The sequence below is a fragment of the Streptomyces sp. LBL genome, assembly GCF_029893585.1.
GTDB lineage: Bacteria > Actinomycetota > Actinomycetes > Streptomycetales > Streptomycetaceae > Streptomyces.
Genome location: NZ_JARXYX010000027.1, coordinates 82,583 through 107,416 on the forward strand (window position 1 = coordinate 82,583; position 24,834 = coordinate 107,416).

At 70.6% G+C, this 24,834-nt stretch carries 24 protein-coding genes; 11 read left to right on the forward strand and 13 right to left on the reverse strand.

From position 1 onward, the window contains the following. Window positions 1-3 precede the first annotated feature (3 nt). The 3 genes from M2271_RS29195 to M2271_RS29205 all read left to right on the forward strand — a co-directional run bounded on the left by M2271_RS29195 (window position 4) and on the right by M2271_RS29205 (window position 2,782). Window positions 4-225, forward strand: coding sequence for a hypothetical protein (locus tag M2271_RS29195; protein ID WP_280890352.1), 222 nt, complete (start codon window positions 4-6; stop codon window positions 223-225). Next, window positions 222-1,361, forward strand: a complete 1,140-nt coding sequence (locus tag M2271_RS29200) for a hypothetical protein (protein WP_280890353.1) — start codon at window positions 222-224, stop codon at window positions 1,359-1,361. Before M2271_RS29195 ends, M2271_RS29200 begins: the two co-directional genes overlap by 4 nt. A 113-nt stretch (window positions 1,362-1,474) precedes the next feature. Continuing rightward, window positions 1,475-2,782: a hypothetical protein gene (locus M2271_RS29205; protein ID WP_280890355.1), complete on the forward strand. Its 1,308-nt coding sequence runs from the start codon at window positions 1,475-1,477 to the stop codon at window positions 2,780-2,782. Between the two features lie 98 nt (window positions 2,783-2,880). On the opposite strand, the gene M2271_RS29210 is transcribed toward M2271_RS29205, so the two are convergent. Next, a complete protein-coding gene (locus tag M2271_RS29210) occupies window positions 2,881-4,419 on the reverse strand; it encodes an oligopeptide:H+ symporter (protein WP_280890356.1) in 1,539 nt (512 codons plus the stop codon). A gap of 326 nt (window positions 4,420-4,745) precedes the next feature. Here M2271_RS29210 and M2271_RS29215 point away from each other — a divergent pair, with 326 nt between their 5' ends. After that, a complete protein-coding gene (locus M2271_RS29215; protein ID WP_280890357.1) occupies window positions 4,746-5,423 on the forward strand; it encodes a response regulator transcription factor in 678 nt (225 codons plus the stop codon). 139 nt (window positions 5,424-5,562) lie between these two features. Then, the gene (locus M2271_RS29220; protein WP_280890358.1) at window positions 5,563-6,837 is read left to right on the forward strand and encodes an ATP-binding protein; all 1,275 of its coding nucleotides are present in this window, start codon (window positions 5,563-5,565) and stop codon (window positions 6,835-6,837) included. Window positions 6,838-6,933: 96 nt separating this feature from the next. On the opposite strand, the gene M2271_RS29225 is transcribed toward M2271_RS29220, so the two are convergent. Next, window positions 6,934-7,473, reverse strand: a complete 540-nt coding sequence (locus tag M2271_RS29225) for a GtrA family protein (RefSeq protein ID WP_280890359.1) — start codon at window positions 7,471-7,473, stop codon at window positions 6,934-6,936. A gap of 153 nt (window positions 7,474-7,626) precedes the next feature. On the opposite strand from M2271_RS29225, the gene M2271_RS29230 reads away from it, so the two are divergent. Genes M2271_RS29230 through M2271_RS29240 form a run of 3 tightly spaced genes read left to right on the forward strand, consistent with a single transcriptional unit; the run spans window position 7,627 to window position 10,573 of the window. Further along, window positions 7,627-8,841, forward strand: coding sequence for a 5-(carboxyamino)imidazole ribonucleotide synthase (locus tag M2271_RS29230; RefSeq protein WP_280890360.1), 1,215 nt, complete (start codon window positions 7,627-7,629; stop codon window positions 8,839-8,841). Further along, window positions 8,838-9,362, forward strand: a complete 525-nt coding sequence (gene purE / locus M2271_RS29235) for a 5-(carboxyamino)imidazole ribonucleotide mutase (RefSeq protein ID WP_280890361.1) — start codon at window positions 8,838-8,840, stop codon at window positions 9,360-9,362. The genes M2271_RS29230 and purE overlap by 4 nt, the downstream gene beginning before the upstream one ends. Window positions 9,363-9,367: 5 nt before the next feature. Then, the gene (locus M2271_RS29240; RefSeq protein WP_280890406.1) at window positions 9,368-10,573 is read left to right on the forward strand and encodes a dipeptidase; all 1,206 of its coding nucleotides are present in this window, start codon (window positions 9,368-9,370) and stop codon (window positions 10,571-10,573) included. 19 nt (window positions 10,574-10,592) lie between these two features. Here the strand turns inward: M2271_RS29240 and M2271_RS29245 are convergent, their stop codons facing one another. Further along, window positions 10,593-11,282, reverse strand: a complete 690-nt coding sequence (locus M2271_RS29245; RefSeq protein ID WP_280890362.1) for a response regulator transcription factor — start codon at window positions 11,280-11,282, stop codon at window positions 10,593-10,595. Between the two features lie 139 nt (window positions 11,283-11,421). Beyond that, window positions 11,422-11,556 carry a hypothetical protein gene (locus M2271_RS29250; RefSeq protein WP_280890363.1) on the reverse strand — a complete coding sequence of 45 codons (135 nt, stop codon included), beginning with the start codon at window positions 11,554-11,556 and terminating at the stop codon, window positions 11,422-11,424. Between the two features lie 56 nt (window positions 11,557-11,612). Between M2271_RS29250 and M2271_RS29255 the strand changes: the two genes are divergently transcribed. After that, complete coding sequence (locus M2271_RS29255; RefSeq protein ID WP_280890364.1) at window positions 11,613-12,737, forward strand: dipeptidase; 1,125 nt, start codon at window positions 11,613-11,615, stop codon at window positions 12,735-12,737. A 136-nt stretch (window positions 12,738-12,873) separates the two neighbouring features. Here the strand turns inward: M2271_RS29255 and M2271_RS29260 are convergent, their stop codons facing one another. The 7 genes from M2271_RS29260 to M2271_RS29290 all read right to left on the reverse strand — a co-directional run bounded on the left by M2271_RS29260 (window position 12,874) and on the right by M2271_RS29290 (window position 19,732). Beyond that, on the reverse strand, window positions 12,874-13,242 hold the full coding sequence (locus M2271_RS29260; protein ID WP_280890365.1) for a VOC family protein: 369 nt from the start codon (window positions 13,240-13,242) through the stop codon (window positions 12,874-12,876). 60 nt (window positions 13,243-13,302) lie between these two features. Next, window positions 13,303-14,055, reverse strand: coding sequence for a cupredoxin family copper-binding protein (locus tag M2271_RS29265; RefSeq protein WP_280890366.1), 753 nt, complete (start codon window positions 14,053-14,055; stop codon window positions 13,303-13,305). Window positions 14,056-14,078: 23 nt separating this feature from the next. Continuing rightward, window positions 14,079-14,732: a hypothetical protein gene (locus tag M2271_RS29270; protein WP_280890367.1), complete on the reverse strand. Its 654-nt coding sequence runs from the start codon at window positions 14,730-14,732 to the stop codon at window positions 14,079-14,081. Window positions 14,733-14,851: 119 nt separating this feature from the next. Then, a complete protein-coding gene (locus M2271_RS29275; protein WP_280890368.1) occupies window positions 14,852-15,928 on the reverse strand; it encodes a cupredoxin family copper-binding protein in 1,077 nt (358 codons plus the stop codon). A 27-nt stretch (window positions 15,929-15,955) separates the two neighbouring features. Next, a complete protein-coding gene (locus M2271_RS29280) occupies window positions 15,956-17,299 on the reverse strand; it encodes a copper resistance protein CopC (RefSeq protein ID WP_280890369.1) in 1,344 nt (447 codons plus the stop codon). Next, the gene (locus M2271_RS29285) at window positions 17,296-17,985 is read right to left on the reverse strand and encodes a hypothetical protein (RefSeq protein WP_280890370.1); all 690 of its coding nucleotides are present in this window, start codon (window positions 17,983-17,985) and stop codon (window positions 17,296-17,298) included. The genes M2271_RS29280 and M2271_RS29285 overlap by 4 nt, the downstream gene beginning before the upstream one ends. Window positions 17,986-18,388: 403 nt before the next feature. Next, window positions 18,389-19,732 carry a UDP-glucose/GDP-mannose dehydrogenase family protein gene (locus tag M2271_RS29290; protein WP_280890371.1) on the reverse strand — a complete coding sequence of 448 codons (1,344 nt, stop codon included), beginning with the start codon at window positions 19,730-19,732 and terminating at the stop codon, window positions 18,389-18,391. Between the two features lie 234 nt (window positions 19,733-19,966). Between M2271_RS29290 and M2271_RS29295 the strand changes: the two genes are divergently transcribed. After that, window positions 19,967-21,124, forward strand: a complete 1,158-nt coding sequence (locus M2271_RS29295) for an acyl-CoA dehydrogenase family protein (RefSeq protein WP_280890372.1) — start codon at window positions 19,967-19,969, stop codon at window positions 21,122-21,124. A gap of 258 nt (window positions 21,125-21,382) precedes the next feature. Further along, window positions 21,383-21,739, forward strand: coding sequence for a four-helix bundle copper-binding protein (locus M2271_RS29300; RefSeq protein WP_280890373.1), 357 nt, complete (start codon window positions 21,383-21,385; stop codon window positions 21,737-21,739). A gap of 64 nt (window positions 21,740-21,803) precedes the next feature. On the opposite strand, the gene M2271_RS29305 is transcribed toward M2271_RS29300, so the two are convergent. After that, window positions 21,804-23,105: an LCP family protein gene (locus M2271_RS29305; RefSeq protein WP_280890374.1), complete on the reverse strand. Its 1,302-nt coding sequence runs from the start codon at window positions 23,103-23,105 to the stop codon at window positions 21,804-21,806. 210 nt (window positions 23,106-23,315) lie between these two features. After that, window positions 23,316-24,770, reverse strand: a complete 1,455-nt coding sequence (locus M2271_RS29310; RefSeq protein ID WP_280890375.1) for an LCP family protein — start codon at window positions 24,768-24,770, stop codon at window positions 23,316-23,318. Window positions 24,771-24,834 lie beyond the last annotated feature (64 nt).

Here is a 24,834-nt window from a genome sequence, read left to right on the forward strand (position 1 = left end):
GGCATGAACCGGGTCGACGTCCGGCTGACGGTGATGGCCGGCGGCGAGGCGCGTGACACCGCCCTGGTGCCGGCCCGGTTCGTGGGCGGCGGAGCGCGTGACACCGCCCTCCTGCCGGCCCGGTCTTTCGCCCTTCAGGCGAAACCCCGTCCTCTGCCCTGCTCCGCAGGGGTTCGATTCCTCCCCGGTCTGAAAGCCGGGGCATCCTCCAAGGAGACCCGGTGAGCGGGAAGGTGCGGATTCCAGGGCTGGCGATGGTGCTCGCGCTGCTCCTGCTGCCTCTGTCGGCCGGGGTGGGTATCGCCGCGGCGGCCGACAAGCCGAGCGTGAAGCTGTCCACGTCGCAGGCGGGGACCGGGGGGTCGATCACCGTCACCGGCAGCGGGTGGCGGGAACGGGCGTTGCTGATGATCCTGGTCTGCGGGCAGGCCGTGCCGTCCCGGGGGGTGGTCGGCGGCACCAGTTCCTGCGCCAACGCGGACGGACGTGCCGTGACGACCGACGGAAAGGGCCGGTTCAGCCGGAAGCTGCCGGTGGCCGAGCCGCCGGTGCCGTGTCCGTGCGTGGTGCACGTGGCGACGGTGACCGGCGCGAAGGCCGAGGCCGACGCGGTCTTCCGGGTCGCCGGGCACGCCGTCGAGCCACTGCCCGCCGAACCGGCCGGCGGACGCCTGTCCGTCCTCACGGACCCCCGGCTCGACGGCTCCAACGGGCTGCTGACCTGGTTCGGGGCGCCGCCCGCCCGCACGCTCGTCCTCACGGTCGGCAACGTCGGCACCTCCGCCGTCAAGGACCCGGTCTTCCAGGTCGGCACCGCCCACGGCGTGTTCGCCCCGCAGTGGGAGGAACAGCAGTGGCGCGGCACCGTCCAGCCGGGCAGAAAGGCGCGGATCGAGCTGCCCGTCGAGCTCACGGGTGGCGCGCACGGCGACTACACCGTCTCCCTCACGTACGGCGGGAAGGTCCTCGCCGAGCAGCCCTGGGGTGTGGGACGGCCCTGGGGCGTGACCCTGTTCTGGATCCTGGTCTGCCTGGTCGTACCGGCCGCGGTGTTCCGGGTCGGCATGGCGGTGGTGGACCGGGTCAGGCCGCGCCGGTCGGGCGGGATCCGGCACCGGGGCGTCAGGTGGCCCGAACTCGCCCTGCGCCTGCCGGGGTCGAAGACCTCCAGTGCCCACGGCCGGGCGTACTCCTCCGCGGCGAACGCGGCGAACGCGGCGAACGCGGCGAACCCAGCGAATGCTTCGAACCTGCCGTGGTTCACCCCGGACGCAGATCCGGGCGCGGCCGGTCGACTCTCCGCACCGCACGACGACAGTCCGACGAGTCCTACGACTCCCACCAGGAAGGGACCCACGTGAGCGAACGACGGAGAGTCATACCGGCCGACCGGCGGAGAGTCATACCGGTCGGCAGACGGAGAGTCGTACCAGCCGGCAGGCGGAGAGGAGCGAGTGCGGCGGGTCTCGCGCTGGTGCTCGGCGGGGCCGGGGCTTTGCTGGGGGTGGCCGTGGGGCCCGCCCAGGCCGCGGAGGTGGCGTACGCGACGAAGTGCGTGCCGCCCGCCGGTATCGGGCTCGACCCGATCCAGGGCACCACCAAGGTGGAGATCACCGCACCGGCCACCGCGAAGGTGGGCGAGGAGGTGACGGTGGTCTGGAAGTTCGTGCAGGCCGCCTCGAAGAACCCCGACCTCATCGACCTGCCGGCGAACTCCGTACAGCCGTCGGGGACGTTGAAGGTGGCCGGGGCGCAGACCGCCGACGTGGCGATGCAGGGGCCTCGGGAGAACCCGGCGATCCCCAAGGGCGGGGCCATGACGTTGTCCGAGATGAAGGGCACCCTGAAGCCGACCGCGGCCGGGCAGCTGACGCTGACGCCGGACGCGTACGTCGTCAACGCCATGTCGACGGACACGAAGTGCTCGCCCACGGAGGCCGTGCAGTCGGCCGCGACCATCAAGGTGACGGCGGGGGAGGGGAGTCCACCGCCGAGCGGGACCCCCGACCCGACCGGCAGTACGACGCCGACACCCACCCCGACCCCGACGCACACGCCGACGGGGACACCGACCGCCTCGACCGGCGGGGGCGGTGGCACGGACACCGGTGGTTCCGGCGGCGGTGACGGACAGACCTTCACCGGCAAGGCCGTCCAGGTGCCGTACGCCTGCACGACGCCCATCGGCCACAAGGAAGCGACCTCGCCGGTGCAGATCAACGCCAAGAAGAACGGCGGGAGTTTCGATCTGACCGTGCGGTTCGAGAAGTCGGTGATGAACAGCCCGATCGACATTCCCAAGGGCGCGGTGAAGCCGTCGATGCAGGTGGTCCTGGGCGGCGCGGACAAGGGCATGGTGAATGTGGAGGGCCCGGTCAACGCGGCGCCCGTCAAGTCCGGCGCCCCGATCGAGATCCCGGACCTGACCGGCACCTACAAACCGGGGGCGAGCGGTGAGACGACGCTGTCGCCGGGTGTCCTGACGGTCATGGCCCTCGGCACGACCACGACGTGCACACCGACGACGTCACAGGTCTCGCTCACGCTGGACACGCGGCAGCAGGCCAGTGGGGCGTCCGGAGGCTCGGGTTCCACATCGGGCTCCGCGTCGGGTTCCGCGGGCGGCTCGTCCTCCAGTGGCGGCTCGTCCTCGACCGGCGGCTTGGCCGAGACCGGCGCGGAGAGCGACGGCGCACTGAAGGCTTTGGGTCTGGTGGCGGGCACGGCGGTGCTGCTGGGCGGCGCGGTGTTCACGTTCCTGCCGGGCCGCAGGGCACGGTAGCCGGCGTCAGCCGGCCTGGAGGATCGCACACCGAACGGAGGTCGTCGTACCCACGTGGGTACGACGACCTCCGTTCTGCTCAGCCCGGCCCGCAGGCCTCAGTGGACGTCGCCCATCAGCGTCTTCACCTTGCGCCGGTACATCCACACCGCGAACCCGGCGAGAGCGGCGAGGGCCGCCTCGCCGAACACCGCGGGGGTCCCGCTGAGGTCGATGCCCGCGACGGCCGGGTTGGACAGGAGACCGGTGACCGAGTCGCCCGCGGTGACCGCGAGGAACCACACGCCCATCATCTGGCTGGCGTACTTCGCCGGGGCCATCTTCGTCGTCACCGACAGGCCGACCGGGGAGAGGCACAGCTCACCGACGGTCTGGATGAAGTAGATGCCGACCAGCCACATCGGGCTGACCGTGGTGCCGTCCGCCGCCATGCCCAGCGGGACCAGGAAGAAGAAGAACGACACGCCGACCAGGACCAGCCCCATCGCGAACTTCACGATGGTGCTCGGCTCCCTGCCCTTCCGGTTCAGCCACACCCAGACGAAGGCGAACACCGGGGCCAGCGCCATGATGAACAGCGGGTTCAGCGACTGGTACCAGGAGGACGGGAAGTCGAACCCGAGCAGCGAGCCGGCGGCCTTGCCCTCGCCGAACGCCTGGACGGTGGACGCGCCCTGGTCGTAGATCATCCAGAACACGGCGGCCGCGACGAAGAACCAGATGTAGGCGGTCATCTTCGACTGCTCGGTGCCCGAGAGGTCCTTGTCCCGCTTGATGCGCAGCAGCACACCCGCCGGGACGATCAGACCGATGACCGTGAGCGGGATCATCGCCCAGTTCAGGGTGAAGTGGCCGGTGAAGCCGACGACGCCGTAGAAGACGGCCGCCACCATCACCCAGAGCAGACCCTTGCGCAGCCAGGCCGCCCGCTCCTCGGACGCCAGCGGCTTGGGGACGACGCTGCTCCGCGGGCTCAGGTTGCGGGTGCCGAGCAGGAACGCGGCGAGACCGATCGCCATACCGACCGCGGCCATGCCGAAGCCGATGTGCCAGTTGACCTCCTGGCCGACCGTGCCGATGGCCAGCGGGGCGAAGAAGGCGCCCGCGTTGATTCCCATGTAGAAGATCGTGAAGCCGCCGTCGCGGCGCGGGTCGTTCGGGCCGTCGTACAGGTGGCCCACCATCGTGGAGATGTTGGCCTTGAGCAGACCCGAACCGGCCGCCACCAGCGCCAGGCCCGCGAAGAACGGTGCCTGACCGCCGGGCAGTGCCAGCACGAGGTGGCCGGCCATGATGGTGACGGCGGCGATGGCCACCGTCTTGCGCGGGCCCCAGACGCGGTCACCGAGCCAGCCGCCGGGCATGGCGAGCAGGTACACCATCGCCGAATAGACGGAGACGATCACTGTGGTGGTGGCCACGTCCATGGCCAGACCGCCACCCATGCTGCCCTTGCCGGCACCGGGGCCGCCGGACAGCAGATAGACGGTGAGCAGGGCCTTCATGCCGTAGTAGGAGAATCGCTCCCACATTTCGGTCATGAAGAGAGTGGCCAGTCCGCGAGGGTGGCCGAAGAAGGTCCGCTCGGAACCGGGTGTGCCGGGAGTCGCCGAGTCCTTCGTCAGGCTGGACGCCATGGTCGATCCTTGCTGGGCTTGCTGGAGGCTTTCCTTTCGAGGCCGGTGGGTAACCGGCCCGCACACAGAAGAGACCTTCGGCGTCAATCCTCGCCAAAGGTCCCCGCGGTGCTACAGGCGTTCATTCACCATACGGCAGGACAGAAGCGGCAATCGAGGACTTGAGGCGCGAATCACAGGTAAGGAGGGAGCCGTACACACCCTTTCCAAGGTCTGCACGGGATCACACCCCACAGGCACAGGTTCACCCCCGTACGCCGAAAGGTAAGAAGGACCGGCTGGCGATCACACCCCAGCTCCTGGCCTGCGCGGACTACCATCACCTCATGACCCGTGTACTGCTCGCCGAGGACGACGCGTCCATTTCGGAGCCGCTGGCCCGCGCACTGCGCCGCGAAGGGTACGAGGTCGAGGTGCGTGAGGACGGACCCACCGCGCTCGACGCCGGAGCGCAGGGCGGCGTCGACCTGGTCGTGCTCGACCTGGGCCTGCCCGGCATGGACGGCCTCGAGGTGGCCCGCCGACTGCGTGCCGAAGGCCTCACCGTCCCGATCCTCATCCTCACCGCGCGCGCCGACGAGGTGGACACCGTCGTCGGCCTCGACGCGGGCGCCGACGACTACGTCACCAAGCCCTTCCGGCTCGCCGAACTGCTCGCCCGGGTCCGGGCCCTGCTCCGGCGCGGCGCCGCCGAACCGGCGCAGCCGCCGGCCACGCACGGGGTGCGGATCGACGTGGAGTCGCACCGCGCCTGGATGGGTGACGAGGAGCTCCAGCTCACCGCCAAGGAGTTCGACCTGCTGCGGGTACTGGTGCGCGACGCGGGGCGGGTCGTGACCCGCGACCAGCTGATGCGGGAGGTCTGGGACACCACATGGTGGTCGTCGACCAAGACGCTCGACATGCACATCTCGTGGCTGCGGAAGAAGCTCGGTGACGACGCGGCGAACCCCCGCTACATCGCCACGGTGCGGGGTGTCGGTTTCCGGTTCGAGAAGAGCTGAGCGAGTGCTGAGCAGGTGCTGAGAGCAGGTGCTGAGAGCAGGAGCTGAGCAGGAGCAGGAGCAGGAGCAGGAGCAGGAGCAGGAGCAGGAGCAGGCTGATTCCCACCCGTCCCGGCAGGCGTCCCACAGGTAAGAGGTCATGCGCCGTCGACTGATCCAGTCCACCCTCGCCGTGGTGCTCGTCGTCATCGCGGTGTTCGGGGTGTCCCTCGTCATCGTCGAGACCCGCACCATCTCCACCAGTGCCCAGGAGAAGGTGGACTCCGAGGCGCAGCGGCTGGCCAGCATCGTGGACAGCCGGCTGCTCGCCTCCGGGACCGTTGACGCGAGGGTGCTGCGGGGCCAGGTCGCGAAGGAACGGTACGCCGTCATCCGGATCCCCGGGGAGCCTGACATCGAGGTCGGCACCCGGCAGGTCGGTGACGTCATCCGGGGCGAGGCCGACGGCGAGGAGGGCGAGACCGTCCTCGTCGAGGAGCCCCGCTCCTCGGTGACCAAGGAGGTCGGCCGGACCCTGCTGATCATCGGGCTGGTGGCGCTGCTCGCGGTGATCGCCGCCGTACTGCTCGCGATCCGCCAGGCCAACCGGCTCGCCTCCCCGCTCACCGACCTCGCGGAGACCGCCGAACGCCTCGGCTCGGGCGACCCGCGCCCCCGGCACAAGCGGTACGGCGTCCCCGAGCTGGACCGGGTCGCCGACGTCCTGGACTCCTCCGCCGAGCGCATCGCCCGCATGCTCACCGCGGAACGCCGGCTCGCCGCCGACGCCTCCCACCAGCTCCGTACGCCGCTGACCGCGCTGTCCATGCGGCTGGAGGAGATCACCCTCACCGACGACCCGGACACGGTGAAGGAGGAGGCGAACGTGGCGCTGACCCAGGTGGAGCGCCTCACGGACGTGGTCGAGCGGCTGCTGACGAACTCCCGCGACCCGCGCACCGGCTCCGCCGTCACCTTCGAACTCGACGAGGTCATCCAGCAGCAGCTCGCCGAGTGGCGCCCCGCCTACCGCAGCGTCGGCCGGGCCATCGTCAGTTCCGGCAAGCGTCACCTGACGGCGGTCGGCACACCCGGGGCGGTCGCCCAGGTGCTGGCCGCGCTGATCGAGAACTCCCTCATGCACGGCGGCGGCACGGTGGCGCTGCGCACCCGCGTCACCGGCAACCAGGCGGTCATCGAGGTCACCGACGAGGGGCCCGGGGTGCCCGCCGACCTCGGGGCGCGGATCTTCGAGCGGGCGATCAGCGGCCGCAACTCCACGGGCATCGGCCTGGCGGTGGCCCGGGACCTCGCGGAGGCCGACGGGGGCCGCCTGGAGATGCTCCAGACCCAGCCGCCGGTGTTTGGCTTGTTCCTGTCGCGTACGGCGGGGAGGAAGCCGCTGGTGCCGGACGACGGACCGACGGTTCGCTGAGGGCCGGGGCAGGCACTGCGGCCCGCTCAACGGCAGGCGCTACGGCAGCCGTACGCACGCCCGACGGCACGCCCCGGACCCGCCCAACGGCAGGCGCTACGGCTGGGGCTGCTTCGTCCGGGGCTTCTTCACTTCCGTCGCCAGGAACGATTCCGCGCTCGCCACCGCTTCCTTGGCCGGCAGCGCCTTGAACACCCAGGTGCGGTACGACCAGAAACGGAACAGGGTCGCGACGCCGATGCCGACGAACTTGAAGATGTTGCTCTGCACCGGGCTGTCCCAGCCGAAGCCGTACGTCGCCGTGTAGAGCACACCGTTCTCGATCACCAGGCCGACCGCGCTGAACAGCAGGAACAGTGTGAGTTCCTTGGTGCGGCCGCTCTTGTCGCGGTCCCGGTAGGTGAAGTACCGGAAGCCGACATAGTTGAAAACGATGGACACGATGGTCGCGATGACACTCGCCCGCACGACCGGGAGGTCGGTCGAGTGCCGGACCAGGTTGAAGACGAGCAGGTTGACCAGCACCCCCGCGCCGCCCACCGCGCCGAACTTGACGGCCTCACGCAGGATCCGGTCGATCCGCTGCCGTGCCGCACTGCGCGGCGGCGCAGAGGCCCTCGAAGAACCACGTTCCATGGCTTTCCAGGCCCCCGTCTTGTAGGTTTCGTCAACCCAACCATGCTAACCACCCCCCGTTCGTGATCGCCTCTGGACCGCCTCACAGGTCGGCAAAGACCGATTTCGGGGACGGGAAACCGGCCACCATGACGCGGCCGATACCCTAGGGGCGTGACGTTCCCGGTAGTCGGCATGGTCGGCGGGGGCCAGCTCGCTCGTATGACACACGAGGCAGGCATCCCGCTCGGCATCAGGTTCAAGCTCCTCAGTGACACCCCCCAGGATTCCGCGGCGCAGGTCGTGAGCGATGTCGTCATCGGCGACTATCGCGACCTCGACACGCTGCGCGAGTTCGCGCGCGGGTGCGATGTGATCACCTTCGATCACGAACACGTACCCACCGAGCACCTCCGGGCGCTGGAGGCGGAGGGCATCCCCGTCCGCCCCGGCCCGGACGCGCTGGTGCACGCCCAGGACAAGGGCGTGATGCGGGCGCGGCTCGACGCGATCGGGGTGCCGTGCCCACGGCACCGGATCGTGAGCGACCCCCAGGACGTGGCGGCCTTCGCGGCGGAAGGCCTTCCCGGGGGATCCGGGGGCTCCGGGGGTTCAGATGGCTCCGGGGGTTCAGAGGGATCCGAGGGATCCGAGGGGGACGGCTTCCCGGTCGTCCTGAAGACCGTCCGCGGCGGTTACGACGGCAAGGGCGTGTGGGTCGTCAACAACGTGGCCGAGGCCGAGGAACCGTTCCGCGCGGGCGTTCCCGTCCTCGCCGAGGAGAAGGTCGACTTCGTCCGGGAGCTGGCCGCCAACGTCGTGCGCTCGCCTCACGGCCAGGCCGTCGCCTACCCGGTCGTCGAGTCCCAGCAGGTGAACGGCGTCTGCGACACGGTGATCGCGCCCGCCCCCGGCCTGGACCGGGCCCTGGCCCTGAAGGCCGAGGCGCTGGCCCTGACCATCGCCAAGGAACTGGACGTCGTCGGTCACCTCGCCGTCGAGCTGTTCCAGACGCCCGACGGCCGCATCCTCGTCAACGAACTCGCGATGCGCCCGCACAACTCGGGCCACTGGTCGATGGACGGCGCGATCACGTCCCAGTTCGCCAACCACGTCCGGGCCGTCCTCGACCTCCCGCTCGGCGACCCGCGACCGCGCGCGAAGTGGACGGTGATGGTCAACGTCCTCGGCGGCGACTACCCCGACATGTACTCCGCGTACCTGCACTGCATGGCCCGCGACCCCCAGCTGAAGATTCACATGTACGGCAAGGACGTGAAGCCCGGCCGCAAGGTGGGCCACGTCAACACCTACGGCGACGACCTGGACGACGTGCTGGAACGCGCCCGTCACGCCGCCGGCTACCTGAGAGGCACGATCACCGAATGAGCCCTGTTGTTGGCATCGTGATGGGTTCGGACTCCGACTGGCCCGTCATGGAGGCCGCCGCCCAGGCCCTCGACGAGTTCGAGATCGCGTACGAGGTGGACGTCGTCTCCGCGCACCGGATGCCGCGCGAGATGATCACGTACGGCGAGCGGGCGGCCGAGCGCGGGCTGAAGGCGATCATCGCGGGCGCGGGCGGCGCCGCCCACCTTCCGGGCATGCTCGCATCGGTCACGCCCCTCCCGGTGATCGGCGTGCCCGTCCCGCTGAAGCACCTCGACGGCATGGACTCGCTGCTGTCGATCGTGCAGATGCCGGCCGGGGTGCCGGTCGCCACGGTCTCCGTCGCCGGCGCCCGCAACGCGGGCCTGCTCGCGGTCCGCATCCTGGCGACGCACGACGAGGAACTCCTGGGCCGCATGCGGGAGTTCCAGCAGGACCTGAACGACCAGGCCGCCGAGAAGGGCAAACGGCTGCGCGCCAAGGCCGAGGGATCGGGCAACGGCTTCGGATTCGGCAAGTGACCGCCATGAACTCCGTGAACTCCGTGAACTCCGTGAGCTCGGTGGAGACAGCCCGGGAACTTCTGCGCGAGTTCCCGGTCGTCGACGGCCACAACGACCTCCCCTGGGCGCTGCGCGCACAGGTCCGCTACGACCTCGACGCCCGCGACATCGCCACCGCCCAGAACGCCCACCTGCACACCGACATCCCCCGGCTGCGCGCGGGCGGGGTCGGCGCGCAGTACTGGTCGGTCTACGTCCGCTCGGACCTGCCCGACCCGGTGCCGGCGACCCTGGAACAGATCGACTGCGTACGGCAGTTGCTGGCACGCTATCCGCAGGACCTGCGCGCCGCGCTGACCGCCGCCGACATGGAGGCCGCGCGCGCCGAGGGCCGTATCGCCTCCCTCATGGGCGCGGAGGGCGGCCACTCCATCGCCAACTCCCTGGGCACCCTGCGCGGCCTGTACACGCTCGGTGTGCGCTACATGACGCTCACTCACAACGACAACGTGAACTGGGCGGACTCGGCGACGGACGAGCCGGGCGTCGGCGGTCTGTCGGCCTTCGGCCGCGAGGTCGTACGGGAGATGAACCGGGAGGGCATGCTCGTCGACCTCTCGCACGTGGCGGCGACGACGATGCGGGACGCGCTGGACACCACGGTCGCGCCGGTGATCTTCTCCCACTCCTCCTCGCGGGCCGTCTGCGACCACCCGCGCAACATCCCGGACGACGTCCTGGAGCGGCTGGCCGGCAACGGCGGCATGGCGATGGTGACGTTCGTCCCGAAGTTCGTGCTCCAGGCGGCGGTCGACTGGACAGCCGAGGCCGACGACAACATGCGCACCCACGGCTTCCACCCCCTCGACACCACCGCCGAGGCGATGAAGGTCCACCGTGCCTTCGAAGAGCGGCACCCGCGCCCGGTCGCCACGGTGGCCACGGTCGCCGACCACCTGGACCACATGCGTGAGGTCGCCGGCATCGACCACCTCGGCATCGGCGGCGACTACGACGGCACGGCCTTCACCCCCGACGGTCTCGACGACGTCTCCGGCTACCCGAACCTGATCGCCGAACTGCTGGACCGCGGCTGGAACACGGCCGACCTGGCCAAGCTGACCTGGCAGAACGCGGTACGGGTGCTGGGTGCGGCCGAGGACGTGGCCCGGGACCTCCGGGCAACGCGCGGGCCGTCCAACGCGACGATCGAGTCGCTCGACGGCTGAGGTGCGGAAGGGCTCGGCGTCAGCCGCGCGTCATCGTGTAGCCGAGCCCGCGGACCGTCCGGATCAGCGACTGGTCCTGGTCGCGCAGCTTGCGGCGCAGATAGTAGACGTACGTCTCCACGATCCCGGAGCGGAACGGTGCCCCCCAGACCCGCTCCAGGATCTGCCTCTTCGTGACCACCTGGCCGGCGTTGTCCAGGAGATAGCGCAGCAGTTCGAGCTCCCGTGACGACAGCTCCACGCGGCTGCCGTCCCGCCAGACCGCGCGTCGGGCCATGTCCACCGTGAGGCTCCCGATGCGCAGCAGCCGGCTCTCGTCGGCCAGCTCCCGGGCCAATAACTCCTGAAGGTGTGCGAGCGCGTGCGCGAGGGTGAACGGTTTGGTGACGTGGCCGTCGGCCTCCGTCATCATCCGGCGCACCGCGGCCTCCGCCTCCGGGTCGTCCTGGCCGGAGAGGAACAGCACCGGCGCGTCCACTCCGGCGGCGCGCAGCCCGTCGTACGTCTCGACACCGTCGTCGTCCGGCAGGGCCAGGTCCAGGACAACGATGTCGGGCCGGGTGGAGCGGCCGACGGGTATCGCGAACCGGCCGCGGTTGGCCGCGTACACCTCGAAGCCCTGCTTGCTCAGCTCGGTGGTCAGGGGCCGGGTGCGGGGATCGGCGTCTATCACGAGGGCGCGGAGGGGGGTGGGTCTTTGGGGGGTCACGTACTTGAGGACGAAGATCCAGCCGTAAAGGTGCCCGATCGGTCCCCCGAACGCCCCGCCCACCAGGAAGGCGCCGCGGCTCCGTGCGACGGTGACGGTACTGCGAACAGGACGATCACGACGAGGACCGTGACGACCTTCACCCCGACAACCACCCCGACGACCACCCCGAGGACCACCCCGAGGACCGCGACCAGGCCGCGATGACGATCACGACGAGGACCGCGACGAGGACCGCGACGAGGACCGCGACGACGATCACGACGTCACGCACGCCGTATCGCCCCGTTTTCGCACTCACGCCGTATCTCACAACGTACGGAGCCCGCCATGGCAGACCTCCAGGACGAACTGCACCCCACCACCGAGGTCGGTGAGCTCGACGACCTGACGGAGGCCCTCCCCGCCCCCTTCGAGGAGCCGTACATCCCCGTCATCGACCCGGACGGCATGCCGATGGAGCGGGCCCGGGCCCTGCTGGCCGAACATCCCGTCGCCGACGGTTACAGCGGGCTCCCCTGGGCGCTGCGTCACCGGCCCTGGTACGACCTGGAGCTCGGCGAGGGCGCCGTCGACACGGACGTACCGCGGCTGCGTGAGGGCCATGTCGGCGCGCTGCTGTGGTCGCTGCACCTGCCGGAGAGCCTCGACGGCGACCTGGCCGTGGGCGCCACCCTGGAGCAGCTGGACCTGGTCAGGACGGTCGTCCGCGCGCACCCGGAGGGCCTGCGTCTGGCCTTCACCGCCGGCCAGACCACCGACGTCCGCAACTGCGGCCGGATCGCCGTACTGCTCGGCCCCGCCGGAGCCGCCGCCGTCGGCGACTCGCTCGGCATCCTGCGTTCCCTGCACGCCCTCGGTCTGCGCGTCCTCACCCTGTCCGGGGTGTCCTGGGCCGGCGAGGCCGGGCTGACAAGGTTCGGCGAGGAGATGCTGCGCGAGATGAACCGCCTCGGGGTGCTCGCGGACCTCTCCGGCGCCTCCGAGGAGACCATCCGACGGGCGCTGGCGGTGTCCAGGGCGCCGGTCCTGTGCACCCGCTCCGCCGCCCGCGCCCTGCGCCCCCATCCGGCCAACCTCCCCGACGACCTGCTCGCCGAGCTGGGCGCCGCGAAGGGGTTGTGCATGGTGCCGCTGACCGCCGAACAGACCGGCGCGACCGTCCGGGATGTCGCCGACCACCTCGACCGGGTCCGGACGATCGCGGGCCCGGAGTGCGTGGGCCTGTCCGGCACCTACGACGCCGGCACCGCCCACCCGCAGGAACTCGGTGACGCCTCCTGCTATCCGAACCTCGTCGCCGAACTGCTCAGGCGTGACTGGAGCGAGTCCGACCTCGCCCTGCTGACCTGGGGAAACGTCCAACGTGTGCTGCGCGGCGCCGACTTCACCGCCCGCGCCGCCCAGCAGCGCCGGGAACCGTCCACGGCGAGGATCGCGGAGCTGGACGGTTAGCTGCTTCTTACGCCGGGTTGATCGTCAGGTGGGGCTGATTCCCACGCGGGACTGATTCCCACGCCGGGTTGATTCCCACGTCGGTTGACCTCACGTCGGGCTGATCCACACGCCGTTCCGCACGCCGGTCCTTTGCTCACACCAGGTCGATCCGGCACAGGCAGAAGGGGTGCCCGGCCGGATCCGCGTAAACCCGGAAGGTCCGGGAGCGGTCCTCGACGTCCAGCGGTTTCGCACCCAGCGCCAGCACCTCCTTCTCGGCCGCGTCCAGGTCCGGCACGTCCAGATCCAGGTGGAACTGCTGCGAGCCGTCGGGCCCGGGCCACTTCGGCGGTACGTACTCGGGGGCGGCCTGGAAGGCCAGGGCCTGTCCGCCGGGCAGTTTGAGGTCCACCCACTCCCCTTGGTCCTCCACGGTGCCGCCGAGCACCTCGGCGTAGAACCGGGCGAGGGCCAGAGGATCGGGACAGTCCAGGACGACGACGCCCAGCTTGGCGAGCGACATGACTTCCTCCTCGAAGTCGCGGTTACCTGTAGGGCAGGTTAACCAACCACGGTTGCCGGCCTACGCCTCCTCCCTCCGGGGCGCCGAGGCCCGGGAACCGACCAGCAGCAGACACAGCACCGCGACTCCGGCGACGATGCCGGTCAGCACGAGCAGGGGGTCCAGGGGGCGGGCGGTCGAGGCGGTGGGCTGGGTCGCGGGCATCTGTGCCGCAGGCGGTCCCTGCGGCGGCGGGGACGTCTGCGGCGCGGCCGCCCCGGACGCGGCGGCGGGCGGCGACGAGGACGGCATGTCCATCGGCGGCGCCTTGCTGCTCGACGCGGTCCGGGTCGGCGTAGGCGCCGCCGCCCGGCCTCCTGTCGCAGAGCCGTCCGAGCTGCCGGAGGTGCCGGAGCTGCCGGAGCTGCCGGAGGAGCCGGAGGAGCCCGTGCCCGCGGTGTGTTCGTGCGTCGGTGGCGCCGGCGCCACCGGTGCCGCCGGGCGGACCGTGATCCCGGCCGTCATGTTCGGGTGGACGGTGCAGTAGTAGCCGTACGCCCCGGCCGTGGTGAACGTGAAGCTCCAGCTCTGTCCCTTGTTGAGCATGGGGGAGTGGATCGAGACCGGGCCGGAGGTGGTCTTCACGTCGTGCGGTGCCGTGTCCTGGTTGGTCCAGGTCACCGTGGAGCCGACGGGGACGGACAGGTTCGCGGGCGAGAAGGCGTACCCCTTCATCGTCACGCTGTACGCGGCCGAGGCCGCCGCCTGTCCGGTCGGCAGCAGCGGCAGGGCGAGGATCGCGAGGACGGCGGACACGGCGGCGCCACGGGCCATGCGCCATGCCGTCCGGGCCGCCCTCACACGAACTCCGCCGCGACGAGCAGCCGCAGCCGGGTGGCCGGCCTCCGCCACGGCAACCGGAACCCCGTGGCGCGCCGCAGTAGCCGGTACGGCAGCCGGGCCCGCCCCACGACGAGCAGCCGGTCGTCGGCCCGCTCGACCACCCGCAGTCGCAGCAACACGGGGAAGGCGACACCGTTCACGTCCAGGTCGGCGGTCACCTGGAGTCGGCCACGGGCCTCGTCGACCCGCTCGGAGATGAGGGCCGCTGTGAGGTATCGGCCGTCGAACTCGAAGCGGAACGAAGGGAGCCCGGCGTTGGAGGATGCCTGATCGGAGGATGCCTGAGAGGAGGCGTCCGGGGAGGAGTCGCAGGGGGACTCGGAGGGGGCCTTGGAGGGGGACTCGGACACCGTCTCGGAAAAGGTGCCGGCAGGGGAGTCGGGCCCCGTGCGGGCCCCTGCTCCGGAAGAGCGGTGGGGCACGGTGAGGGTCGCTCCGGTCAGGGCCACGCGGCGGCGCAGCGTCGGCAACGGCCCGTACCAGGCGGTGAGTTCGGTGAGCGAGCGGCCGGAAGCCACGGTGTACCGGCCGGGCCGGGGCCACCGGCGGTCGGCGTCGTCGCGCGACTCCGGTGGGGGAGGGACGGTGGGCAGGGTGACAGTCGTCATCCCGGTCTCCTTGGAAGGCGGTTCCCGATGCGTGGCGGTGGAGTGGAGAATGGACACGGGCGCCGCTCCGGCCGGCTGAGCCCCGGCCGGAGCGGCGTCCACCTGTGTCGCGGACCGCGTCAGCAGTTGTCGGTGATGTAGTCCGTGGTGGGCGTGAGCAGCTGCCCGGCCCAGACGGTGTGCATCTTCACGTAGCTGTCGACGTTCAGCAGGTCGGTGACCTGCTGTCCGAGCGACTCCTGCAGGTGTGCGCTGTTGACGTGGTTCAGCAGCACGCCGAGCGTGTCGTCGACCACCGAGCCGCCGCCTTCCACGGCCGGCTTGAGGATGCTCTCGACCCACACGGTGTGCATCTTGATGTACGAGTCGAGCGCGAGAGCGTCCTGCACCTGCTCGCCCGGCGACCGCTCCAGGTGCGCCGCGTAGAGGTGCTGGAGGATCGGCATCAGTACGTCCTGGGCGCTGGCGCACTGCTCGTCGTCACCGGAACCGCCGCCGGAACCGCCGCCGGAACCGCCTCCAGTGCCGCCGCCGGAACCGCCCCCGGTGCCGCCTGTGGCGGTCGGCATACCGGTCGGCATCCCCGTCGGAGTGGTGGTGGGCTTCCCGGTGGGCGTGGCCGTGGGGCCCGTCGTGGGCGTGCCCGTGGGAGCGGTCGTCGGCGTGGGCGCCGGCGTCGAACCGCCGCCGCCACCACCGCTGCTGCCACCGCCGCCTGCCGCGACGACCTTCACGGACGAGACCATGTCCGGGTGCACCGCGCAGTAGTACGCGTACGTCCCCGCCTTGGTGAAGGTGTACGACCACGAGTCACCCTGGTTCAGGGTCCCCGAGTCGAACTTGACCGGCGCCTTGGTGGTGGTGACCGTGTGCGGCACGCTGTCGTGGTTGGTCCACCGGACGGTCTGGCCGACCTCGACGACGAGTTGCTTCCCGTTGCCGAACTTGTTGCCCATGATGTCGACCTGGTAGTCCGCCTTGGCGGCAGCGGCGGGCCGTGCCTCGGCGGCAGCTGCTGCGGGCGCCTGAGCCGCGCCCGCGTTCTGCACCGAGTCGGACCCGGAACCCGAGACCGCGCTCAGCAGTCCGAGGCTGAGCACGGCGGCCACCGCCGCGCCGAGCCCGGCGACCAGCAGGCCCCGGTTCCCGGTGGGCGGCCTGCGCCGCCGGTCACCGGTTTCGTTGTTCTGCGTCACTACGACTCCTTTGTGCTTGGGGAGAGTTCAGCGGCCGGGGTCGGCCGTGACCAGCAGACTCGTCACGGCGAGCACGACGAGGACGAGCCCCGTCTCCGCCGCGACCGAGTAGCCGAAGGACCGCACGGTGGCGGCGTCGCCGCGCAGCAGCACGGCGAGATCGAGGCGGGTGCGCACCCACTGGCGGCTCGCGTACGCGGCGAGCAGGACGCACCCGAGAACTCCCGTCTTGAGCAGCAACAGCTGCCCGTACGAGGTGTGCAGCAGGGCACCGAAGGACCCGACCACCTGCCAGGCGAGCACCAGCCCGGCGCCGACGATCCCGGCGACGCTCACGGCCGCGAGCCGTGAGTAGCCCGGCACCACCGCCGCCAGCTCCCCGGCCCGCCGGCGCGGCAGCACGGCCAGCGTGAGCATGGCCAGTCCGCCGATCCACAGGGAGGCGCCGAGCAGATGGACGAAGTCGGCGACCGCGCCCCAAGTGGGCTCGCTGCCCTCGGAGTTGTGGCCGGTCATCCCGGTCGTCCGCAGCAGCCCGAAGGTCACCGCGAGGGCGCCCACCCGCCAGCCGGGGGAGCGGGAGGTGCGGGCCCCGCCCTGGAGCAGCGCGCCGAGCACCACGGCCGCCAGCACCCACAGCAGAACGCGCGCGGCGAGCACGACACCGGGTTCGGTGGTCAGTACGTCGGCGTACGTAGCCGGGCGCAGTGCGTCCCGGAAGCCGCCGAGCGTGGTGTACGCGCCCTGGAGGCCGATACTCGCGACCGTCGCCAGCAGTCCCGCCCCCCAGGCGAGCACGAGCAGGGCCCGGGCGCGAGGCTCGTCCGCGCCGCGCGGCCACAGCAGTACGAGGAAGCCGAGACCGCCCAGGAACAGGGCGAGCGCGAGATAGCCGGTCCAGCGGGCGGCGACGAGGCCCTTGCGCACCGAGGGGGACGGCGCGGGAGCGGGGGACGCGGCCTCGTCGCCGCCGGTCGTGGCGGCCTTTTCGGCCGGTGTGCCGATGCTGAGGGTGATCCGGCCGGAGGAGGCGTGTCCGTCCTCCTCGTCGACGACGGACCAGACGACGGCGAGATCACCGTGTTCCGGCGCGGCGAGCGCGACCCGCACGGCGCGGGTGCCGCCGGTCGCCGCCCGGGACACCGGCAGCCGGTCACCGTCCACCGTCAGCACCCGGACGTCGGTGACGCCGACGGGCTCGTCGAAGGTGAGCGTGAGGTGGCCCGGCGCCTTCTTGAGGCGAGCGCCGTCCTTGGGGGAGGAGGAGACCAGCTCGGTGTGGGCGGAGGCGGCCTGGGGCGCCCCGACCAGGGCGTAGAGGAGCGGGGTGAGGAGGAGCAGGAGCACGGTGCGGCCGAGGCGTCTCGTCACGGGGTCGCCTCCGGCTGGGGGGAGGCGCCTACGCCGAGCAGGCCGGTCAGCGAGACCGGGGCGAGCCCGACACAAGGGGAAGGCTGCGGCTCCGGCGTCTCGTCGTCCGTGCCGTCGAGCAGCCCGAACACGGGCTGGGTGAGCCCGCCGAGGAGCGGCTGTACGAGGGTGACCTCGCCGTCCTGGCAGGTGCCGTCGGCGGGGGTGGAGCCCGAGGGGGACGGGGTGGGCGTGGGAGACGGGGTGGGAGTGGGGGAGGGGGAGTTGGGGCCGGCGGGCGGGGAGGTCGGGTGGCCGCCGTGACCGGGCCCGCCGGACCCGGCGGCACCACCTGTGTCGCCGATGCCACCGATACCGCCCACCTGACCGCCGCTGCCGTACCCGGCGCCCGGGCCGATCCCGCCGTATCCGCCGTACCCGGGCAACTCACCGGTACCGACCGGGAACTGGCCCGCCCCGGCCCCCGGGACCTGCGTACCGGAGCCGCCCGGAGCAGTCGGCGCGGGGCTTCCCGGTGCCGAGGCGGCGGGCGGCGGTGTCGGGGGGACGGCTGCCTCTCCGGAGGCGGAGGGGGCGCCGATACCCGACGCGTAACCCAGCACGATCACCACGGCGCCGACAAGCGCCCCCGCCACCGCCTCGTCGCGGTGATCCCCTGGCCACTCCGCCCTACGGAACAAGGGCATGTTCTCTCCTGGCATGGTCGGGTCAATCCACATGAACGGTGTGGCGAATGACGACCAGTGGAGTGGAAGGGGGATTCCGCGTGGCTACGCGATGGTTAACCGATTGTTGCCTGGCTCTCTTTCATGGGGGGTCGACCTGTGAGAACGGTAGATTCCGCATACCGCTCGAATGGAATTCGAACTCGTGTTGATGATTGTGCGGACAGATTGCATGCGCCCTGGGGGGAGAGGGCTTCCGTGAAGGGGGTACCTGCCCGCGAGGGAGTTCGCCACCCGGACGGGACGACGAAAGCCGCACATGAAATCCCCGCAGACCGCATCGTCCCTTCACCAGGCCCGCGAGAATTACCGAAGCTCCCGAAAACCTGTCAGGAATTCACGGAACTCGATACCACGGACCGGCTCAGGCCTTCGGCCGGCCCATCGCCCGGTACGTCCAGCCGGCCTTCCGCCACAATTGCGGGTCGAGGGCATTGCGCCCGTCCAGGATCAGCCGGGTCGCCGCGACCTCGCCGAGCGCCGCCGGGTCCAGCTCGCGGAACTCGCGCCACTCGGTGAGGTGGAGTACGGCGTCGGCGCCCCGTACGGCCTCGACCGCGGAGTCGGCGTACCCGAGCGTCGGGAAGATCCGGCGGGCGTTGTCCATGCCCTTCGGGTCGTACACCGTCACCTGGCCGCCCTGGAGGTGGATCTGCCCGGCGACATTGAGCGCGGGCGAGTCCCGGACGTCGTCCGAGTCGGGCTTGAAGGTGGCGCCGAGCACCGCGATCCGCTTGCCCAGGAAGGGCCCGCCGCCCAGCGACTGCCGGGCCAGCTCCACCATCTGCCCGCGCTGGCGCATGTTGATCGAGTCGATCTCGCGCAGGAAGGTCAGCGCCTGGTCGGCACCGAGTTCACCGGCGCGGGCCATGAAGGCGCGGATGTCCTTGGGCAGACACCCACCGCCGAAGCCGATCCCCGCCCGCAGGAACTTCCGGCCGATCCGGTCGTCGTACCCGATGGCCTCCGCCAGCTGGGCGACATCGCCGCCCGCCGCCTCGCACATCTCCGCCATCGCGTTGATGAAGGAGATCTTGGTCGCCAGGAAGGAGTTCGCGGAGGTCTTCACCAGCTCGGCGGTCGGGAAGTCCGTGACGACGAAGGGGGAGCCGGCGGCGATCGGGCTCGCGTACACCTCGCGCAGCAGCTGCTCGGCCCGCTCGCTGCGCACGCCCACCACGATCCGGTCCGGGTGCAGGGTGTCCTGGACCGCGAATCCCTCGCGCAGGAACTCCGGGTTCCAGGCCAGCTCGGCGTCCGCGCCTGCGGGGGAGTTCGCGGCCAGGTAGGCGGCGAGCCCGTCGGCGGACCCGACGGGCACGGTCGACTTGCCGACGACGAGCGCGGGCCCGGTCAGATGAGGGGCCAGCGAGGCGATCGCGGAATCGACGTACGACATGTCGCAGGCGTACTCGCCGTGCCGCTGAGGCGTGTTCACACACACGAAGTGGACATCGCCGAAGGCCGCCACCTCCGCGAAGTCCATGGTGAACCGCAGTCGGCCGCTCGACCCCTCGATCCCGGCGACGTGCTTGCGCAGCAGGTCCTCCAGACCGGGCTCGTACATGGGGACCTCGCCCCGCTGGAGCATCTCGATCTTCTCGGGGACGACGTCCAGCCCCAGCACCTCGAACCCGAGTTCGGTCATGGCCGCGGCGTGCGTGGCGCCGAGGTAGCCGGTACCGATCACGGTGATCTTGGGGCTCATGGGGTGCTCCTGGGGTACGGCGTGGGGGTGCGCCTGGGGGTGCGCCTGGGGGTACGTCCCTGGCGTGCGTGCTGCGCTGGAAGAGCATAGTCGGGGCATGGGAACGGCCCTCGACGGGCAACTTTTCCGTTGTCGCCAAGGTCACGTATCACTCGGCTGGGCGGGCCCTTAAAATTCGAGTTACTTAACGGTAATTAGCGTCAGTGCAGCAGCGTCTTTGGAGCGTGAGAGACCTTGGCCGGATCGGCTGACTTCGACCTGTACCGCCCGTCCGAGGAGCACGACATGCTCCGTGACGCGATCCGTGCACTGGCCGAGGCGAAGATCGCGCCGTACGCCGCCGCGGTCGACGAGGAGGCCCGCTTCCCCCGCGAGGCCCTGGACGCGCTGGTCGCCAACGACCTGCACGCGGTGCACGTACCGGAGGAGTACGGCGGCGGGGGCGCCGACGCACTGGCCACGGTGATCGTGATCGAGGAGGTCGCCCGCGTCTGCGCCTCCTCCTCCCTGATCCCGGCCGTGAACAAGCTGGGCTCCCTCCCGGTGATCCTCTCCGGCTCCGAGGACCTGAAGAAGAAGTACCTCGGCCCGCTGGCCAAGGGCGACGCGATGTTCTCGTACGCCCTGTCCGAGCCGGACGCGGGCTCCGACGCGGCCGGCATGAAGACGAAGGCGGTCCGCGACGGCGACAGTTACGTGCTGAACGGCGTCAAGCGCTGGATCACCAACGCCGGCGAGTCCGCGTACTACACGGTGATGGCGGTGACGGACCCGTCGAAGCGCTCGAAGGGCATCTCGGCGTTCGTCGTGGAGAAGTCGGACGACGGCGTCTCCTTCGGCGCCCCGGAGAAGAAGCTCGGCATCAAGGGCTCCCCGACCCGCGAGGTCTACCTCGACAACGTTCGCATCCCCGCCGACCGCATGATCGGCGCGGAGGGCACGGGCTTCGCCACGGCGATGAAGACCCTGGACCACACCCGCATCACCATCGCCGCCCAGGCCCTCGGCATCGCCCAGGGCGCCCTCGACTACGCCAAGGGCTACGTCAAGGAGCGCAAGCAGTTCGGCAAGGCGATCGCCGAGTTCCAGGGCATCCAGTTCATGCTGGCCGACATGGCCATGAAGATCGAGGCGGCCCGTCAGCTCACGTACGCGGCGGCGGCGAAGTCCGAGCGCGGCGACAGCGACCTCACCTTCCAGGGTGCGGCCGCCAAGTGCTTCGCCTCGGACGTGGCGATGGAGGTCACCACCGACGCGGTCCAGCTCCTGGGCGGCTACGGCTACACGCGGGACTACCCGGTCGAGCGCATGATGCGCGACGCCAAAATCACACAAATATACGAAGGCACGAACCAGGTCCAGCGGATCGTGATGGCGAGGAACCTGCCGTAGGCTCCGCCAACTGTTTGTCGTCGCCCTCCGCCTGACCTTGAGGCGGAGGGCGACGTGCGTATGCCGTGCGGCGCTGTCACTCTGCGCGGGTCAAGCGATCACGGTTGACGGAACAGGAAACCGCGTGACCCGCGTTTCGCCGCGCGGTTGCACCCTCCCCGGAATCCCTCCGTCCGCCCCATGGCGGACGCGCGCCCACAGGCGTAGGACGGAAGTGCGGGATCCGCTCCCGCGGTTCCCGGTGCCGAAGGAGGAACCATGCAACCCACCACGACGGAACTCAGCAAGGAGATGCAGGACTGCATCGAGGCGTGCATGGCGTGTCACAGCGCATGCGAGGAGACGATGAGCTCCTGTATGCAGAAGGGCGGTCAGGCGCAGATGCAGGTCATGGGCGCGCTGATCGACTGTTCCGAGATGACCCGCATGTGCTCGGACATGATGATGCGCCGCTCCCCGATGTCGGCCGACATGTGCGACATGTGCGCCAAGGCTTGCGACATGTGCGCCGAGGCCTGCATGTCGATGCCCGACGACCCCCGGATGATGTCCTGCGCTGAGGCCTGTCGCCGCTGCGCGCAGACCTGCCGTGCGATGGCGGGCGCCACGATGTGATGACCCGGTCCGCCGGCCCAAGGGCACCCTGCCGGGTGCCCTTGTCGGCGAAGGGCCGGCCGGGTCACTGACCCGAGACCGTGACCGTCTCGTCGTTGTTCAGCTGCTCGACCAGGGTCTTCACTTTGGCCTTGTCCCAGACGAGGTTGCCGCCCGTGGAGCCGGAGATCGGCATGTTCATCGACTTGCCGTCGCCGCCGTTGACGCCCTTCATCGCCCAGAACATCTTGCCGAGGTCGTACAGGCCCATGTCCTTGTCGACTATCAGCGAGTCCAGGCCCGCGCCCATCGTCGGGTAGAGCTTGAACGGGTTCAGGATCGTGCCCGGGGTTGCGACCTGGCTGGCGAGCGCGTTGAGGAACTTCTGCTGGTTCTTCGTACGGTCCAGGTCGGAGCCTGCCAGCGCGTACCGGGTACGGACGAAGGCGAGGGACTGCTCACCGTTCAGGGTCTGCTTGCCCGCCGTGAAGTCGGCGCCGGACTTGGTGTCCTTCATGCCGCCCTTCGGGATGTCGATCTCGACCCCGCCGACCGCGTCCACGATGTTCGCGAAGCCGGCGAAGCCGATCTCGACGTAGTGATCGATGTGCAGGCCGGTGTTGTACTCGACCGTACGCACCAGCAGGGTCGGCCCGTCGATCGCGTACGCCGCGTTCAGCTTGTTCGCACCCAGCGAGGGCCGGACCTTGCCTGACTCGGAGCCGCGGAACTGGGGAATCGTGACGTTGGAGTCACGCGGCAGCGAGATCAGGGTGTCGCCGTTGCCGCCGGTGTGCAGGATCATCATCGAGTCCGTGCGCTTGCCCTCGGCGGAGCCGGTGTGCAGCTTCTTCTTGTCGTCGGCGGACATGCCCGCGCGGCTGTCGGAGCCGACGATCAGGTAGTTCGTGCCCTCGCCCGTCTCGGGCCGGTCGATGACCTTGGACAGGTCGACCTCGCGGTTCAGCTTGGAGTCGGCCCAGAAGTAGGTGGCGACGGTCGTCACGACCAGCAGGGTCGTCACGGTGATCGCCGTCCACTTGATCCGGCGGCGCCAGTTCGGCGCGGGCCGCGGACCACGGCCGCCGCCGGGGCCACCCGGACCGCCGCCGCCGTAGACCTGGCCGGTGTTGTAGCCGTCGTATCCGTTGCCGTTGCCGTAGGCGGAGTCGCCACCGCCGTTGACGTACGACGGCTGCTGCGGGACCCCGCCCGCGTACGGCGGGGCGGCCGGGCCGGGGCCGTACCCGTCCTGCCCGGGCTGCCCCGCCGGACCGCGGCGGACCTGCCGCATCACACGGGCGCTCTCGGGCTGTGCGCTCGCGCTGCCGCGTCCGTACCGGCTGCCGCGGTTCTCGTCGGACCATGCGTCGGGCCAATCATTCATGGGCCCAGTGTGCAGGGCTGGGGTATGGGCCTTACAAGGTTCGTCGGAAAATCAGAGCACCGCTGTTGCGAAGCTGACACAAAATATCGGCATGTCAGCCTGGCATAAGGGTGGGGCCATGACAGATCAGACCCCCGCAGCGGAATCGGGAACTCCGGATATCCCGGGCAAGCCGCCCCCGGCCTCCCGCACCACGCGGAGCCTCGAACGTCACGAGCATCCCGCGTCGTCCCCCCGCATCACCCCGAACTCCCCCTGATACCGGTTTTCGGCCTTCACCTTCCGCACCTGCCGGAAGTCCGCCCCGACGATCACCTTCAGTCTCGGCCCCTGCCCCTTCACCGCCCGCAGTTCGCTGCCCGGCAGGGCTGTCGCCAGCGACTTCGCCGAGCGGTCCCAGCGGGGGTCGTAGGCGACGACGGTCCGCTTCACGGTGCGGCGGCCGGCTGCGCTCACGGGCTGCCGGGTGGTACGGAACCCGGTGGCCGCCAGTGCCGCGTCCACGCGTCCGGCGAGGCCGTCCGTCCGGGTCCCGTTCTCCACCTGGACCCGGATCTGCTGCGGGGCCACCGCCACCCGCACGGCCCTGCTCTTCGGGCGGTGCGCGGCCAGCGGTTCGTCCTCGCGCAGGGCGCGGAAGAGCCGCTCGGACTTCTTCGGGTCCCACTTCAGCGTCGAGCCGACGCCCTTCACGGCGTATCCCATCCGCCCGATCGGCACGGTCGTGAACTCCGAGGACGACGGGGAGAAGTTCCGCATCGCCCGGCCCAGGTCCAGCAGCTCCGCCGTGCCGAAGCCCTTGTCGGCGCGTACGGAGCCCAGGACGGCCCGGGTCGCGTCCCGGAACCTCATCGGGTTCAGCAGGATCCCGGAGGACGTCGCCCGCTCGATCAGCGCGGCCAGGAAACGCTGCTGGCGCTGCATCCGGCCCAGGTCGGAGGCGCCGTCGACGTGCCGGGCGCGGACGTACTGGAGGGCCGGGCCGCCGCGCAGGGTGTGCGTGCCGGGCGGCAGGTTCAGGCCGGTGTACGTGTCCTTCAGTGGCACGGCGGTGCAGATCCGTACCCCGCCGAGCACGTCCACCGTCTTCATGAAGCTGGTGAAGTCGACCTCCAGATAGTGGTCGACCTTCACATGGGTCATGTTCTCGACCGTGCGCACGGTGAGGTTCGGTCCGCCCTCCGCATACGCCGCGTTGAGCTTGAGGGGGTGGCCGCCGTGCCGTCGCCCGGTGGTCCGGTCGGTGTGCTCGGGCGTCATGGCGTACGAGTCGCGCGGCAGGCTTACCACGCTCGCCCGCTCCCGGTCCTCCGCGATGTGCACGATCATGATCGTGTCGGTGCAGCGGCAGGGAGCGCCGCCGAGCCGGTACGCGCGCCGCTCGGCCCTGCTGATGTGGTCGCGGCCGTCGGTGCCGACCAACAGGACGTTCATCCCGTGACCGGCCAGGGGCCGGTTCTTCATGTCCTTGAAGGGGTCGACCCGGGTGATGTCCGCGTCGAGGCTCGTGACCACCGCGTGGCCGATCCCGGCGGAGGCGAGCACGGCGACGGAGAGCGTGGTCACCGCCCGCATGGCCCAGCGCGGTTTCTTCCGCCGTACGGGCGGCCGTCGGCGGCGCTGGGGAGGACGGGCGGCGGGGGAGCGGCGGGGCGGCGTGGGCATGGAAGGACACCTCCGCTGGGACCGGTCCGGCGGATCGGTCCGACTCGGATGGGGGGCCGTACGT